The sequence below is a fragment of the Granulicatella sp. HMSC31F03 genome (assembly GCF_001807725.1).
GTDB classification, from domain to species: Bacteria; Bacillota; Bacilli; order Lactobacillales; family Aerococcaceae; genus Granulicatella; species Granulicatella adiacens.
This window is the reverse complement of the sequence record NZ_KV790871.1, coordinates 82,002-97,971: the sequence shown is the minus strand read 5'-3', so window position 1 is coordinate 97,971 and position 15,970 is coordinate 82,002. Positions and strand designations below refer to the sequence as shown.

General features: G+C 38.5%; 15 protein-coding genes and 1 other annotated feature. Of the genes, 14 read left to right on the top strand and 1 reads right to left on the bottom strand.

The genetic code is table 11. The features are described from left to right. The first annotated feature begins 547 nt into the window (after positions 1-547). The 12 genes from ftsE (at position 548) to HMPREF3106_RS08785 (ending at position 12,479) form a co-directional block, all read left to right on the top strand. Complete coding sequence (ftsE, locus tag HMPREF3106_RS08840; RefSeq protein ID WP_049555840.1) at positions 548-1,234, top strand: cell division ATP-binding protein FtsE; 687 nt, start codon at positions 548-550, stop codon at positions 1,232-1,234. Continuing rightward, on the top strand, positions 1,224-2,111 hold the full coding sequence (gene ftsX / locus HMPREF3106_RS08835) for a permease-like cell division protein FtsX (protein ID WP_005604931.1): 888 nt from the start codon (positions 1,224-1,226) through the stop codon (positions 2,109-2,111). The genes ftsE and ftsX overlap by 11 nt, the downstream gene beginning before the upstream one ends. Positions 2,112-2,620: 509 nt before the next feature. Further along, positions 2,621-3,478 carry a MetQ/NlpA family ABC transporter substrate-binding protein gene (locus HMPREF3106_RS08830; RefSeq protein WP_049555838.1) on the top strand — a complete coding sequence of 286 codons (858 nt, stop codon included), beginning with the start codon at positions 2,621-2,623 and terminating at the stop codon, positions 3,476-3,478. A 97-nt stretch (positions 3,479-3,575) separates the two neighbouring features. Further along, entirely contained in the window at positions 3,576-4,601 is a 1,026-nt protein-coding gene (locus HMPREF3106_RS08825; protein WP_070445964.1) for a methionine ABC transporter ATP-binding protein, read from the top strand. Then, the gene (locus tag HMPREF3106_RS08820) at positions 4,594-5,307 is read left to right on the top strand and encodes a methionine ABC transporter permease (protein WP_005604939.1); all 714 of its coding nucleotides are present in this window, start codon (positions 4,594-4,596) and stop codon (positions 5,305-5,307) included. Before HMPREF3106_RS08825 ends, HMPREF3106_RS08820 begins: the two co-directional genes overlap by 8 nt. A 372-nt stretch (positions 5,308-5,679) precedes the next feature. After that, positions 5,680-6,021, top strand: a complete 342-nt coding sequence (locus HMPREF3106_RS08815; RefSeq protein ID WP_049555836.1) for a MazG nucleotide pyrophosphohydrolase domain-containing protein — start codon at positions 5,680-5,682, stop codon at positions 6,019-6,021. A gap of 38 nt (positions 6,022-6,059) precedes the next feature. Continuing rightward, positions 6,060-6,262: a binding site (T-box leader), on the top strand. Positions 6,263-6,311: 49 nt separating this feature from the next. Then, positions 6,312-7,760, top strand: a complete 1,449-nt coding sequence (proS, locus tag HMPREF3106_RS08810) for a proline--tRNA ligase (protein WP_070445961.1) — start codon at positions 6,312-6,314, stop codon at positions 7,758-7,760. 35 nt (positions 7,761-7,795) lie between these two features. Continuing rightward, on the top strand, positions 7,796-9,280 hold the full coding sequence (locus HMPREF3106_RS08805; protein WP_070445958.1) for a UDP-glucose--hexose-1-phosphate uridylyltransferase: 1,485 nt from the start codon (positions 7,796-7,798) through the stop codon (positions 9,278-9,280). Between the two features lie 18 nt (positions 9,281-9,298). After that, positions 9,299-10,030, top strand: coding sequence for a tRNA (adenosine(37)-N6)-threonylcarbamoyltransferase complex dimerization subunit type 1 TsaB (gene tsaB / locus HMPREF3106_RS08800; RefSeq protein ID WP_070445955.1), 732 nt, complete (start codon positions 9,299-9,301; stop codon positions 10,028-10,030). Beyond that, the gene (rimI, locus tag HMPREF3106_RS08795; RefSeq protein ID WP_070445953.1) at positions 10,014-11,096 is read left to right on the top strand and encodes a ribosomal protein S18-alanine N-acetyltransferase; all 1,083 of its coding nucleotides are present in this window, start codon (positions 10,014-10,016) and stop codon (positions 11,094-11,096) included. Before tsaB ends, rimI begins: the two co-directional genes overlap by 17 nt. A gap of 10 nt (positions 11,097-11,106) precedes the next feature. Then, positions 11,107-12,126, top strand: coding sequence for a tRNA (adenosine(37)-N6)-threonylcarbamoyltransferase complex transferase subunit TsaD (gene tsaD / locus HMPREF3106_RS08790; protein WP_070445950.1), 1,020 nt, complete (start codon positions 11,107-11,109; stop codon positions 12,124-12,126). Positions 12,127-12,233: 107 nt separating this feature from the next. Further along, the gene (locus tag HMPREF3106_RS08785; protein WP_005604946.1) at positions 12,234-12,479 is read left to right on the top strand and encodes a type B 50S ribosomal protein L31; all 246 of its coding nucleotides are present in this window, start codon (positions 12,234-12,236) and stop codon (positions 12,477-12,479) included. A gap of 843 nt (positions 12,480-13,322) precedes the next feature. Here HMPREF3106_RS08785 and HMPREF3106_RS08775 read toward each other — a convergent pair. Then, positions 13,323-14,180, bottom strand: coding sequence for a DUF368 domain-containing protein (locus HMPREF3106_RS08775; RefSeq protein ID WP_049555828.1), 858 nt, complete (start codon positions 14,178-14,180; stop codon positions 13,323-13,325). 195 nt (positions 14,181-14,375) lie between these two features. Here HMPREF3106_RS08775 and HMPREF3106_RS08770 point away from each other — a divergent pair, with 195 nt between their 5' ends. Continuing rightward, the gene (locus HMPREF3106_RS08770) at positions 14,376-15,251 is read left to right on the top strand and encodes a DegV family protein (RefSeq protein ID WP_070445944.1); all 876 of its coding nucleotides are present in this window, start codon (positions 14,376-14,378) and stop codon (positions 15,249-15,251) included. 49 nt (positions 15,252-15,300) lie between these two features. Beyond that, the gene (locus HMPREF3106_RS08765) at positions 15,301-15,843 is read left to right on the top strand and encodes a TetR/AcrR family transcriptional regulator C-terminal domain-containing protein (protein ID WP_070445941.1); all 543 of its coding nucleotides are present in this window, start codon (positions 15,301-15,303) and stop codon (positions 15,841-15,843) included. Positions 15,844-15,970 lie beyond the last annotated feature (127 nt).

Below are 15,970 nucleotides of genomic sequence, written 5' to 3'. Positions count from 1 at the left end.
AAATTCCATCAACCCTAAAAATTATAGAACCTTTTTATCTTGTGAGGGTGACTATTTTAAGTTCATTTTAATTAGGTGGGGTATTATGGGATGAAACTTCCTAGATAGTTTGATGGGCTTCGGTGCCTATCAAGAAATTCAACCCTATTTGTGCATTGAGTAAGGCACAGTGGTTTATTGACTTTCTTTTCATCACTCGTGATTCAAGAAAGTCTAATAAACTGTGTGGAAATCGTTCTATTAGGAACGATTTGGAGTTAGATAGAGCAGAATAACCTCACACTGTGAGGTTATTCCTGGCTTCTGTCTCTCTCCCTCGTATCCTGAAGTTGAACTCGGGCTCACAGAGCCGACGTCCATTTCAACAAACATCCGCACGACTTGTTCCAAGTCCCTTGCGGTGTTTGTTTCCAATGATTCGGCTCTGAGCGTTCGCCCTCGTATCCTTAATTTAATATTTCTGTAATCTTATGTGAAGGTGTTGTAATATTAGGGTGCTATAATAGTGAAGATTAAAAAATCGTAGGATTAGAAAGCTGGTGAGTTTATGATTGAAATGATGAATGTAACTAAGAAATATAATAAAGGCATTACTGCTATTAATAATTTATCCATTCAAATTAAAGATGGAGAATTCGTTTATGTAGTAGGTCCTTCTGGTGCAGGAAAATCAACTTTCATTAAAATGATGTATCGTGAAGAAAAAGCGACAAAGGGTAGAATTCGTGTGGGAAAATATGATTTGATGAAGATTAAAGATCGTCAAATTCCATTCTTACGCCGTTATGTTGGTGTCGTATTCCAAGATTTTAAACTTTTACAACATAAAACAGTTTATGAAAACGTGGCATATGCGATGGAAGTAATTGAGAAATCTCCTCGCGAAATTAAACGCCGTGTAGACGAAGTGTTAGAATTAGTAAATTTAAAACACCGTATGAATAACTTCCCAAATGAATTGTCTGGTGGAGAACAACAACGTGTAGCGATTGCTCGAGCAATTGTGAATACTCCGGGAATTTTAATTGCCGATGAGCCTACAGGAAACCTAGATCCGGATACATCTATGGAAATTATGGATATTTTAGAAAGAATTAATGAACAAGGAACTACAATTGTGATGGCGACTCATAATAGTCAAATCGTAAATGAGAAAAAACATCGTGTTTTAGCCATTGAAAGTGGACAAATTGTTCGTGACCAAGAACAGGGGGAATACGGATATGAAGATTAGAACGATGGGTCGTCATATACGTGACGCCTTCAAGAGTCTTTTCAGAAACGGATTAATGACATTTGGTTCGGTTTCTGCGGTATCAATGATTCTTTTAATCGTTGGTGTGTTTGTTTCATTACTATTTAATGTGAACAAAATTGGATCAGATATTGAAAATGACGTTAATGTTCGTGTGTATATTGATTTGGCAGCAGATCAGGAAAAGACAGATCAATTAGAAGCGAAAATTAAAGAATTAGCGGATGTAGAATCTGTAACATTCCGTTCAAAAGATGAAGAATTAGAAGATGTAACAAAGAGCTTTGCTGAAGAATTTTCATTGTTTAAAAATGATGGAAATCCACTTCGTAATGCTTTTGACGTAAAAGCAAAAGAACCTCAAAAAACAAGCGCAGTTGCTAAAGCGATTGAAGGTATGGATTACGTAGCACGTGTTCGTTATGGTGAAGCTCGTGCAGATAATTTATTCCGAATTATTGCTACAGCTCGAAACATCGGTGCTGTCATTATTGTGGGGCTATTAGCGTTAGCAATGTTCTTAATCTCTAACACGATTCGCTCAACAATTTACTCAAGAAGAACTGAAATTGAGATTATGCGCTTAGTAGGAGCTACGAAGGCGTATATTCGCTGGCCTTTCTTCTTAGAAGGTGGGATGATTGGATTACTAGGTTCTATTATTCCAATCGGATTAGTATGGTCAATCTATCTATGGATTTATAAAGGTGGATCAGACTTCTTCTCTGGCTCAAGTTTTAGCTTATTGGATCCTAATCCATTCTTAATTTATGTCTCATTGGCTATGGCTGCTATCGGTATCACTATCGGAGCTTTTGGTTCTATTCTTTCAATGAGAAGATTCTTAAAGAAATAAATCTTAAACTAAAGGTGAGCAGAGATGCTCATCTTTTTTATTTTTTGGTATGCATAATAGTTATGACGAGTTCAAAGAAACTGGTATATAGAAATAACCATTTTTACATTGACTCGAAGACAGCTCATCGTTTATAGTAATTTCATCAGATAAAACAATGCAATGAACAGATAAGTAAATAAAGAAGAATGTGAAAGAGAATCCGGATGGTGAGAAAGGATACAGGGCACTTTATTGAAAATGGTCTGGGAGCAACAAAGGTGATCAAGCTTTTGCGTCTTGTACTCGATAAAGTACAAAAGTATCTTGCAAATGCAATGTACTTTTTAAGCAATGAACTGTGAGGTTCATTGGAACTAGAGTGGTAACGCGAAACTTCGCCTCTAAAATAGGGGAGAAGCTTTTTTTATGGCCCAAAACCAAATCAATCATGCATCCATCTGGTGGAAATCCCGACGCGCGCATGTGGGTTTCCAAAATGAATTATGGAATAATAAGGAGAGAAAAATATGAAATTATCAAAAATCTTTAAAACAGCAACTTTAGGACTTGTAGCTACAGCACTAGTAGCGTGCGGAAACAATAATTCTCAATCAGGAGAGTCAAAAACAACAACAGCAGAAAAATCAGAAGATAAAAAAATTACGGTAGTTGCTTCACCAGCACCTCATGCTGAAATTTTAGAAGCTGCAAAACCGATTTTAGCAAAAGAAGGTTATGAATTAGAAATTAATATCGTCAACGACTATGTGACTCCAAATAATATTGTTTATGGTGGAGATGCTGATGCAAACTACTTCCAACATACCCCATATCTTGAAAAATTCAATAAAGAGCACGGTCAAGACTTAGTATCAGTTGGGAATGTACACATTGAACCAATGGCAATTTATTCTAAGAAATACAAATCAATCCAAGAATTACCAGAAAACGCTGTAGTTTATGCTTCAACGAATCCTGCTGAAGTAGGACGTTTCTTAAGCTTCTTTACAAAAGCTGGATTAATTAAGTTAAAAGAGGGTGTTAACCCAGTTACTGCAGGACTAAGTGATATTGCGGAGAATCCAAAAAATATCCAAATTAAAACTGAAATTGCTCCTGAATTACTAGTTTCTACTTATGAAGCAAATGAAGGGGATGCAGTAATTATTAACTCAAACTTTGCGATTGATGCAAAACTTTCACCAGTTAAAGACTCAATTGCTTTAGAAGATCAAAGTTCTCCATATGCGAACTTAATTGCAGTAAAACCATCAGAAAAAGATAGTGCAAAAATTAAAGCATTAATTAAAGTGTTACAAAGTGACGAAATCCGTAAATTTATTAGCGAGAAATATACAGATGGTTCTGTAGTTCCTGCGAAATAATGTGATATACTATTAAACAGAAACAAGAGGAGTGGAAAGCCGTTAAGGGATGTGCCTTGGACTTTCCACTCTTTTTAACAGTTGAAGGAGTGAAGAGATGATTAAAGTGGAACACGTGTCGAAAACTTACAAAGCAAAACAAGGCACGGTTGAGGCAGTGAAAGATGTCTCTTTAGAAATTAGCCGAGGAGAAATTTTTGGGATTATTGGTTTTTCAGGTGCTGGTAAAAGTACACTCATCCGTTTGTTGAATGGGTTAGAATCAGTTACCAGTGGACGAATTTCTATCAATGGAAAAGACATTACCAAATTAAAACGAAAAGCTTTATTAAAAGAACGCCAAAAAATTGCGATGATTTTCCAACATTTTAACCTACTTTGGTCTAGAACCGTGGAAGAAAATATTGCTTTTTCTCTTGAAATTGCAGGTGTTGCTAAAGATGCCCGTAATCGTAAAGTGAAAGAATTGATTGAATTAGTGGGTTTAAGTGGTCGTGAAAAAGCTTATCCTTCAGAATTATCTGGAGGACAAAAGCAACGTGTGGGAATCGCTCGTGCACTTGCAAATGATCCAGAAGTATTACTTTGTGATGAAGCAACGAGTGCTTTGGATCCTAAAACAACCAAAGATATTCTTAAATTGCTAGTAGAAATCAATGAGAGATTAGGTTTGACAATTGTGTTGATTACACACGAAATGCATGTTGTTCGTCAAATTTGTCATCGGGTAGCCGTGATGGAAGAAGGTCGAGTGGTTGAGAGTGGGGAGGTTATTGAAGTCTTCAAGAATCCTAAACAACCTATTACCAAACAATTCGTTGGGGAAGAACGAGTGGAAGACGAAATGGAAGAAGTATTTAGTCACTTAGCCACCTCTCTTCGTCCTGGTGTAGTCGTGCGTATTCAATATTTAGGAGATCGAACAGGAGATGCTGTTCTATCCGAAGCAATTCGAAAACTAGATGCGACTGTATCAATTTTACAAGCAAAAGTGAATATAACCCAAAAAGGTGTGCTGGGTAGTATGATTATTCTGATTGAAGAAAACGAAGAAAAAGCAGAAGCAGTTATTCAATACCTTCAAAAAGCAGAAATTATTGTGGAGGTGTTAGAGAATGTTTAATGTATTTTTAGCTCAAACGAGTATAGAAGAATTGTTTCAACAAATGTTTTCTTTTGAAAACGTGAATTGGAATGAAGTGATCAAGGCGACTAATGAAACATTATATATGACCTTTATTCCAACTTTTTATGTTTTTGTCATTGGTTTGCTACTAGGTATTTTGCTATTTTTAACGGGGAAAGGACGTAGTCTCCAAAATAAGTTTGTTCATTTTATTTTAGGAGGCATTATCAATGTGTTCCGCTCTATTCCGTTTATTATCTTGTTAACCTTGCTGATGCCATTTACAAAGGCGATTATGACCACCATTATTGGTCCAAAAGGGGCAATTCCTACCTTAGTGATTAGTGCAGCTCCATTCTATGCTCGACTAGTCGATATTGCTTTAAATGAAATTCCTTCTGGAGTGATTGAAGCAGCTGAGTCGATGGGAGCGAATACTCGCCAAATTATCACAAAGGTTTTAATTCCAGAATCTTTACCAGCTCTTGTCTCAGGAATTACTGTAACTGCTATTGCGCTTGTAGGTTCTACTGCTGTAGCCGGTGCAATAGGAGCAGGAGGCTTAGGAAACCTTGCTTATATGATTGGATTTACTAGAAACAAACAAGATATCATATTTGTCGCAACAGTAGCTATCCTTGTTTTAGTATTCATCATTCAAATTATTGGAGATTTAACCGTCAAAGCAATAGATAAACGATAGGATGTGAGTTTTCGCGGGTAGAAATCGACCAATGGACCAAACCAACGCAAGCATCGTTAAAAACGATGTGCGTATGGGGTGGGAAGTGGACGCGATTTCTGCGAAGACGAGTTCAACTACATAGGATACGAGACATCGCGCCCAGAAATGGAACGTTGGACCGGAATACCGAAAGCGGCTGGGACAGCCGTGCGGATATTTCGGGAAACGCACGCCATTTCTGCGATGGCGAGTTCAACTACACAGGATATGAGCCATCGCGCCCAGAAATGGCTCATAAATCTCTGCAGTATCTGTCTTTATTTGCCTAAATAAATTATGTAAAATAGCAATAGACTCTATGTCTATTGCTATTTTTTGGAGCGTGAGAAGATGTCAAAACTAACAATTAAAAAGTATCAAGAATACTTAGAAAATGTATATAAGAATAGAAACAATGATCAAGGACTTTTTATTAAATCAGTGGAAGAAATTGGTGAAGTTGCAGAACAAATTAGCATTCGAGACGGAAGAAAAGATGGGGATACAAAAACAGTGCTAGAAGAATTAGGAAAGGAACTTGCGGACGTAATTCATTATACGATTGCTATTGCAGGGGTAAACGGAATTGATTTAGAGAAAGTCATCTTAGAAAAAGACTTAAGAGCGGCAATCAAATATCAACATTCAACGAACTTAATGGAGTATATTGAGCAAACAGCAAAAAACGACTAGTTTACAGCAAGAAAACACTTGCTTTACGAGTGTGTTTAGAGTAGGATAGGATTTGGAAAAGTAAGTGAAATGATGGGTACAGAAAGTTCTGATTGCTGAGAAAGAACCCCCGCTCTTTAACTGAACCTACCAAACGAGGTGATTATGAAAATAATCCGGTGAAATCATCGTTATCAATGTTAAAGAGACATTTACAAAGTAAGTGTAATTAAGGTGGTACCGCGAGTCATTCGTCCTTTTTAGGGGAGTGGCTTTTTTTATTTCACAAAAAATGAAAAGGAGCTAAGCAGATGGCAGAAAAAACAAACTTACAAAGAGAAGATTTCTCTAAATGGTATATTCAAACCATTCAAAAAGCAGATTTAATGGATTATTCACCAGTGCGTGGATGTATGATTTTCAAACCAGACGGATATGAAATCTGGGAACATATTCAAGAGGAATTTAACCGTCGTTTTAAAGAAGAAGGCATTCGTAATGCATACTTCCCAATGTTAATTCCAGAAAGCTTCTTCACAAAAGAAGCAGACCACATTGAAGGGTTCGCTCCTGAATTACCATGGGTGACAGAAGCAGCTGGCGAAAAATTAGAAGAACGTTTAGCGCTCCGTCCAACAAGTGAAACAATGATTGGAACAGCTTTTTCAAACTGGATTAATTCATACCGCGACCTTCCATATGAAATTAACCAATGGGCAAATGTATTCCGTTGGGAAAAGAAAACTTTACCATTCTTACGTACTTCAGAATTCTTATGGCAAGAAGGACATACAGCGCATGCAGATGAGGAAGATGCACGTCGCAGAACAATGAAGATGTTAGAGGTTTATAAAGAAGTTGTAGAAGGCGTATTAGCAGTGCCAGTTTACGAAGGTCAAAAAACTCCGTCAGAGCGTTTCGCAGGGGCAGTAGACACTTACTCCATCGAAGCAATGATGAAAGATGGAAAAGCCGTTCAAGCGGGAACTTCTCACTACATGGGAACAAAATTCGCTGAAGCGTTCGACATCAAATATTTAACAAAAGAAAATGAACATGTATACGCTCATACAACTTCATGGGGAGTATCTACTCGTTTAATCGGTTCATTAATTATGACTCATGGGGACGAACAAGGGCTAGTTTTACCTCCAAAAGTGGCTCCAACACAAGTAGTCTTAATTCCAGTTGGACCATGGAAGAAAAATCCAGCCATCTTAGAAAAATTAGAAGAGCTTCAAAAAGAATTGAAAGCTGCTGGATTACGCGTGAAAATCGATGACACTGACAACTCACCAGGATTCAAATTCAATGAATGGGAATTACGTGGTGTCCCAATGCGTATCGAATGCGGACCTCGCGACTTAGAAAATAATCAAGTGATGACAAAAATGCGTGACTTAGATGAAAAAGTAGCAGTTGGATTCGACAGTTTAGTAGATACCATTTTATCTGAATTAGATAAAATGCAAGTTCGTATGTTAGAAACTGCTCGTGCGATGCGTGCTTCTAACGAATATACAAACATTGATACTTTAGATGAGTTGAAAGCTCACATCGAAGCAAAACGCGAAGCTGGCGAAGTACCTGGTTGGGTATTAGTTGGTTGGGACGGAACAGAAGAAAGTGAAGCGAAAATCAAAGAAGAAACAGGCTTCACAACTCGTAACATTCCATTTAACGCTCCAGTGAAAAAAGAGAAATGTATCGTTACTGGCAAACCGGCTGTGCATACAGTTTGGATTGCACGTGCATATTAATAGGAATGAATTTTAGTTGGTAGGGGGACCAGATTATGAAAATGAATAAAGCGATTCAGGAGTTTGTAAATAGTGCGATTGAATCAGGGTATGTATCAAAAGAGGATCGTAGCTATTTATTAAATCGCGTGCTTTATTTAGTGGGAGAAGAATCTTTTGAGGCTTGTAAAGAAATCGATCAACCATCTCTATTAGAAGCAATGGCGAACGTGGTGGAGGCATCTGTTGAAGCAGGGAGGATTGCAGATGACGCTGAAGAACGCGACTGGCTTGAACAAGAGCTAATGAACCTTGTGATTCCAAAACCTTCAGAATTGAACCGTCTATTCTGGAATAAATACGAAGAAGGGCCTAAAGTAGCGACAGACGCGTTTTATAAAATGGCGCTCGATTTGAACTTAATTAAGGTCAATGATATCGCTAAAAATATTTCTTTTAACGGAGAAACAGAGTATGGCGATTTAGAAATCACGATTAATTTATCAAAACCAGAAAAAACGAAAGAAGAAATTATCAAAGCAGCGCAATCGAAGGATTTCAATTATCCTGCCAACCGTTTATGCTTTGAAAACGTAGGCTACCATGGTCGTATCAATTGGCCAGGTCGTGCCAACCACCGTATTGTTGGAATGGAACTTGGTGGAGAGTCTTGGGGCTACCATTATTCTCCATATGCTTATTATTCAGAGCATGCCATCTTCTTGTCTGAAAATCTAGAGCCAATGAAAGTGGATGAGGGAGCCTTTAGCAGACTTCTTGAAATCGTGACACAATTCCCTCATTATTTTGTAGGGTCAAATGCAGGGCTTCCAATTGTTGGAGGATCGATTTTAAGTCATAACCACTATCAAGGGGGACGTTACGTATTCCCAATGAACCTTGCTAAAGTCTTGGAAACTGGAATTTCTAAGAAGTTTGATACCGTTGAAATCGAACGTCTATACTGGCCACTTTCTGCGCTTCGTCTTCGCGGAAATAATCGTGAGGAAGTATTTGAAGTAGCAGTTGATATCTTAAAAGCATGGGAAGACTACGAAAACAAAGACCTTGAAATCTTACGTGAATCAAACGGCGAACCGCATAATGCGATTACTCCAATCGTGCGCCGTCAAGGAGATGCGTATGAGTTTGATTTAGTATTACGCAACAACCGCACGACAGAGGAGTTTCCAGATGGAATTTTCCATCCGCATGCGGATGTACAACATATTAAGAAAGAAAATATTGGTTTAATTGAAGTGATGGGGCTTGCGATTTTGCCGCCACGTCTTGAACGCGAACTTCGCGAAGTGAGAGACTATCTCGTTGGAGAAGCACCTCTTGAAGCAGTCGCAGCCATTCACCAAGAATGGGCAAAAGAATTGAAAGCACAAGAACCAACGAAAGAAACTGTAGACGCATTTTTACAAAAAGCGGTGAGTGCAAAATTTTGCCGTGTGTTAGAATATGCAGGCGTCTTTAAACAAACAAAAGAAGGTCAAGAAGCATTCAGCGCCTTCATGCATGAATTTACGAAATAGTTAGAAAGGAAGTGCCGTATGACAATCCTCGCACTTGATACATCGAATAAGACATTATCGGTCGCTGTAGAACTGACAAACGGTACCATGATTGAACAAACGATTGAGAACACCTTGCAACATAGTGTTCTCCTTGTGCCAACCATTGAAGCCGTTTTTGAAGAAGCCGGCATTACAGCAAAAGACTTAACAAAGGTCGTTGTTGCTGAAGGCCCCGGTTCTTATACGGGACTTCGAATTGGCGTTACTGTTGCTAAAACACTCGCAAAGAGTCTGGGGATTCCACTTGTTGGCATCTCCAGTCTCGATGTCTTTTTACCCGACCTTGCTTCAAAAGTAGAAGTAGGAGAAGTCGTTGTGCCTTTTTTTGATGCTAGACGTGAAAATATTTTCGCGGTAGGCTATCAAAAGACTGACGAAGGCTTTAAAAAGGTGATTCCAGAGCAACATATTTCATGGGATGATTTCTTAAAAGTGTTGCCGGAATTTGCAACTGGAGTAACTTTTGTAGGGCAATTACAGTCGATTACAAAAGAGGCAATCGTAGAAAAAGGAGCGAGTGAGGCGAAGTGGCTTGAAGGGCCTGACGCTATTCCTCACGCAACATCGCTCATTGAATTAGGAAGAAATAAGGAAGCTGTTGACGCGGACGTCTTTGTCCCAATGTACTTGAAACTGGCAGAAGCAGAAGAGAATTGGCAAACTGAGCATCCTTTAGAAAAGGGGTCAGTGTATGTGGAACGAGTTTAAAGAACGCTTCATTCAGTGGTTTGAAAAAATCAAAGCACTGTTTCTAGAAGGGCCGCAACATAAAGAACCGATTCGCAATCAATTTGAAAATTTCGAAAAAAGAGTCATTCTTGGAAATGGGGCGCAAGCCAAAATTCGAATTGGAATTCCAGAAGATGCCGCTCGTATTTTTGAAGTGGAAGAGGCAGCTTATAATGGGGAATCCCCATGGGCAAAAGATATTCTTGAAAAAGATGTTGCCTATAATCCTGATGCCATTTATATCGTACTGGAAGTGGAAAAGGAAATCGTTGGCTTTATCGGTGCAAGAACAACAGAGGGTACGGATTTACATATTACCAATGTAGCAGTACTACACGATTATCGTTTTTTAAATGTAGCTACATTATTGTTAAAAGCAATTGAAAAAATTTCAAGAGCCCTTGATAAAAAAGAAATTACTTTAGAAGCTCGAGTATCGAATACCAAAGCAATTCGTTTATATAGAAAGAATGGTTATAGCGTTATGGGAACGAAGGAAAATTATTATACTCCTGAAAATGAGGATGCTGTAGAAATGCTCTATACATTACCACCAAAAACGCCATCTTCCTTCCATTCGTCAGAGTACTCTTTTACAAGACTTCAACCAGCTGATTTAGCGATGGCTGAAGCATTAGTTGAGTTAGTGCAAGAAAATTACGAGCATCCCAATCATTGGAGCGTCGAGAGTTTCCTTGCAGATTTGGAGAATCCAGCAAACACGTATTACGGAGTATGGATGCAACGCCAATTAGTAGGATTCCTTGGAGTCCAAGCAGTTCTTGATGAAGCAACGATAACGAATATCGTAATTGCTAAAGACTATCAAGGTAAAGGGTTGGCACAACGTTTATGGCAAATGGCCTTATATGACTTGAAACAAAGAGATGTGAAAGTTGTCTTTTTAGAAGTACGTGAAAGCAACAAGCGTGCTCAATATTTATATGAAATTCTTGGATTCGAAGCTTTCCATACGAGAAGAGATTATTACAGTGATCCTGTAGAAGATGCGATAGAATATCGATTAGAAATTGAACAAAGATAGGAGGAACAATATGAAAGAAACATTGATTCTAGCAATTGAAAGTAGTTGTGATGAGACAAGTGCAGCCGTGATTCAAAACGGAAATACCATCCTTTCAAATATTGTTGCCTCTCAAATTAAAAGTCATATGCGTTTTGGCGGAGTTGTGCCAGAGATTGCCAGCCGCCATCACGTCGAACAAATCACTCAGGTTATCGACGAAGCCCTTGCTAAAGCAGGCAAAACTTTGGATGATATGGATGCCATTGCGGTGACATATGGTCCAGGCCTTGTCGGAGCCCTTCTGATTGGGATTTCTGCAGCGAAAGCCTTGGCATTAGCGAGTGGAAAACCACTGATTGCAGTGAACCACATGGCAGGACATATTTATGCTAATCAACTTGTAGAACCTCTTCAATTTCCTTTAATGGCACTGGTGGTCAGCGGAGGGCATACAGAATTGGCGTATATGCCAGAAGATGGAAAGTTCCAAATTATCGGTGAAACAAGAGATGATGCGGCAGGAGAAGCGTACGATAAGATTGGTCGTATTTTGAACTTGCCCTATCCTGGTGGAAAGAAAATGGATGAATTAGCTCATCTAGGAACGGACACTTACGACTTTCCACGTGCGATGATTCATGAAGACCATTTTGATTTCAGTTTTAGTGGATTAAAATCAGCGGTCATCAATCGTGTTCATAACGCCAAACAAAAAGGCGAAGAGATTGTCCCCGAAGATTTAGCTGCTAGTTTCCAAGCCAGTGTCGTAGAAGTTTTAGTCGAAAAAACAAGACGTGCGCTTAAAGCTTATCCTGTAAAACAATTCGTGTTAGCAGGAGGAGTGGCTGCCAATAAAGGGCTTCGTACAGCGATGACACAGATGATGGAAGAGCACTATCCAACAGTCACATTCTCCATCCCGCCATTGTCACTTTGTGGAGATAATGCGGCGATGATTGGTGCTGCAGCCTTTACTAAATACATGCAAAAAGACTTTGCGAAAATGGATTTGAATGCTGTTCCAGGGCTAGAATTAGGGGAAGAATAAAACTATTGCAAATTCAATTTGAGCATGGTATTATATTCGTGTTGCATTATGCATGCGAAAATAAATAACTCTGGATTAGCAAATAATTCAGGGCAGGAGGAATAGAAATGAAACAAGGAATTCACCCAGATTATCATCCAGTAGTGTTCATGGATACAACTACAGGATTCAAATTCTTATCAGGTTCAACAAAGACTTCAAGTGAAACTGTTGTATGGGAAGACGGTAACGAATACCCATTACTACGTGTGGAAATCACTTCTGATTCTCACCCATTCTACACAGGTCGTCAAAAATTCACTCAAGCAGACGGACGTGTGGATCGTTTCAACAAAAAATACGGTCTCAAATAAGAACTTTACAAACTCTCTCACTTCGAGAGAGTTTTTTTGTGCGCTAAATATCTGTAGTAACCGCCAAGGGCGGCGATTATGGTGTTAGCAGGGATGGTACTTGAAAGAGAATTCTTATTATTAGCCATTGTTTATTGAAACAAAATAGCGGGATACCGGAGAAAGTCTTGAAGTCTTTCTCCTTCGAAGCCTCAAACAAGCCGTAATGGATAAAATCCATAACGGCTTTTAATTCGCATTCGATATGCTTCCCCGCTATGGTTTCAATAAATGTCTGATAAGCGAATTCTCTTTTAAATTTTTCGTGCAGTACCATAATCGCCTTCTTGGCGCAAAACTCTACTCGAGTGGAGAGTTTATAAAATTCTATTCTCTGCAAGGGGCAAGAGAGGATGTTTGTGCGGTTCATGAGGACAGAGAATTCTTATTATCAGTCATTGTTTATTGAAACAAAATAGCGGGATAGCGGAGAAAGCCTCGAAGTCTTTCTCCTTCGAAGCCTCAAATAAGCCGTAATGGATAAATCCATAACGGCTTTTAATTCGAAATCGATAGGCTTCCCCGCTATGGTTTCCATAAATGTCTGGTAAGCGAATTCTCTTTTTAGTTTTCTGGTGCAATACCATAATCGCCTATTGGGTTGAAAATTCTACTCAAGTAGAGAGGTTGTAAGTTCTATTCGTGACAAAGTGCAAGATGATTAATAAGAAAGCAAAATGTAACATATAAGTTACGTAACTTATATGTTACATTTTGCTTTTTGCAGTAGAAGAGGAAATTAACAGAACGGTTAATTTGAGGCATAAAAAAACAGCCTTGCGAGAAGCAAAGCTGTTTGAAATGTTATTTATAAGTGTCTTCAAGTTTCGCCATAAATGCACCTAACCATGTTCCGAATCCTAACATAACAACGCAGGCAAGGTATTGAACGATGTCAAATCCAGCGTAGTTGGTTGGGATGATCATTACAGTTGATGCAAGCACGATTCCGAAAATGAAGTGGAATAATTGAGGGTAAGCTTTCTTAAAGATGTAGTGTACAAGTTTTGAGAAGAGAGCTAATGTTACAAGTCCACCTAATGCGATTGGAAGAATCACACTCATATCTAATGTTTTGAAACCATCTGACATTTGTTTGTACATCCCCATATATACGATGAAGTTTGATGGGCTAAGTCCAGGAACGATAATTCCAAGAGCGATTAATCCACCGGCAATCATCCAAGTGAAGAAGTTAGCTTCAACGCTACCGCCAATTGCATTTTCACCTAAGTAAAGGAGTAAGCATCCGCCGACAAATGAAGCAATCAGAATGATAATATCGCGTGTTGAGCGACCTTCTTTTCCAGCTTCTTTCCAAAGAGCAGGGATTGTTCCTACGATACATCCGATGAAGAACCACAGGATGATTGTTTCAAAGTTTCCAAGTAAGTAACTTACGCCAAATGATAAGACAACGATACCTGCTAGAGCACCGATTCCGACTGGTAAGAAGAATAATACGTTCTTCTTGAAGTCTTTTGTCACGTTTGCGAGGAAAGCAATCATGCGTTCATATAATCCGAAGATGGCCGCAAGCGCACCTCCACTCACTCCAGGGAGGATAAATCCTGAACCGATGAACATTCCTTTGAAGAATCGTAAAAACCAGTCATTTTTCTTTTGTTTATCTAATTGATGTTGCGTAGATCTTTGTTCCATAATACCTCCAAAAAAATTACTATGTCTTCTATTATACTGCAATTTGATGGATGAGCAAGTATTGTTAAGCTTCTTTTAGAAAACTTACCATTCATTGCGCAGGTATTTATTTTTTGTTATACTTGAATGTAGGAGTTTTGAAGTTTTTTTGACTTTAAAGTTCACTTAATTTCAAATGTGAAAGGAGTTGGATAGATGAAAATTGCTGTCGTTACAGATAGTACAGCTTATTTAACGAAAGAAGAATTAGCCAAGCTAAATGTATATGTGATGCCGTTGTCTGTTATTTTTGGACAAGAGACGTATCGTGAAGATATAGATATTTCATCTGAAGAATTTTATGCAAAAGTAAAATCTTCTTCAATCTTTCCAACGAGTACACAACCACCAGTAGGAGAAACTTACGAATTATTCCGCGAACTTGCAAAAGATTATGATGCTATTATTCCTATTACTATTTCTAGCGGAATTAGTGGGACTTATCAAACTTGTGTGGCTGTGGCTGATGACATGAAAGATGAAGTGCCGATTTATCCAATTGATTCAGGGATTAGTTGTGCACCTCAAGCAAGAGCTGTAAAATTAGCAGCGGTAATGGCAAAATCTGGAGAGTATTCTCCTTCAGAAATTGTAGAAACTGTTCAACGATTAGTTGATCGTACGACAGCCTACTTTATCGTTGATGATTTAAGCAATTTACAACGCGGTGGACGTTTATCTGCAGGGGCTGCATTAGTGGGTTCTATGTTGAAAATTAAGCCAATCTTGACATTTGTCGATAAAAAAATTGTTCCATTTGAAAAGATTCGCACGCAACAAAAAGCGATGAAACGTATCGAACAATTATTTGCAGATGAAACAGGAACAACGGACGGAGATGGCTATGAATTAGTCATTATTCATGCAAATGCTCCAGAAGCTGGTGAAGCTTGGAGACAAAAAATGCAAGAACAATATCCTAAATTACGCACTTCATTGGCGTATTTCGGCCCTGTTGTAGGAACTCACCTTGGTGAAGGGGCTTTAGGCTTTTCATGGGATATCGTACAAGAAAAGAATTTAGAGAAATAAAGAGTGGGGGGAAACCCGCTCTTTTTCTTCATGAAACAGAGGGATACAAATGACACTTGTTGTGAAAAAGATGTTAGGTAATACACTAAAAGAATTAATGGATGAAAAGCCGCTGACGAAGATTACTGTACAGGATTTAACGAAGAAATGCGGGATTAGTCGTCAAACGTTTTATAATCATTTCCATGATATATATGAATTAGTAGAATGGATCTATTTAAATGAGGCGCATATTACGCTTGGAGAAAATATTTCTTATGAGAATTGGCAAGATGCCCTGGAGGCACTGTTTCAATATATGGATGATAATCGCAACTTTGTTCTTAACACGTATCGCTCTGTTAGTAAAGAAAATGTCGAGCGGCTCTTACAAAGAGAAGTAGAAAGATTTTTAACGGATTTAATTTTTAATGAAATCAAAGTAAGTGGCGCAGAAGCAGAACAAGTGCAATTTTCGATCGAGTTTTATACGTATGCGCTCGTTGGTGTAGGACTTGATTGGATTAGTCGTCAAATGCCTGGTACGGCCAAAGAACTCGTTGAAAAAATCGAACAAGTTATGATTGGAACGATTGTGGCTCGCGTTTCTTAATAAATTACTTTACAATTTTATCTCAATGTCCAAACTTTGGACATTGGGATTTTTTTGTCTATTGTACTTTTGGTAAAACGGGAGTAGAGTAATGCATGTAAAGAACAAAACCTGATTTTCAGGAACT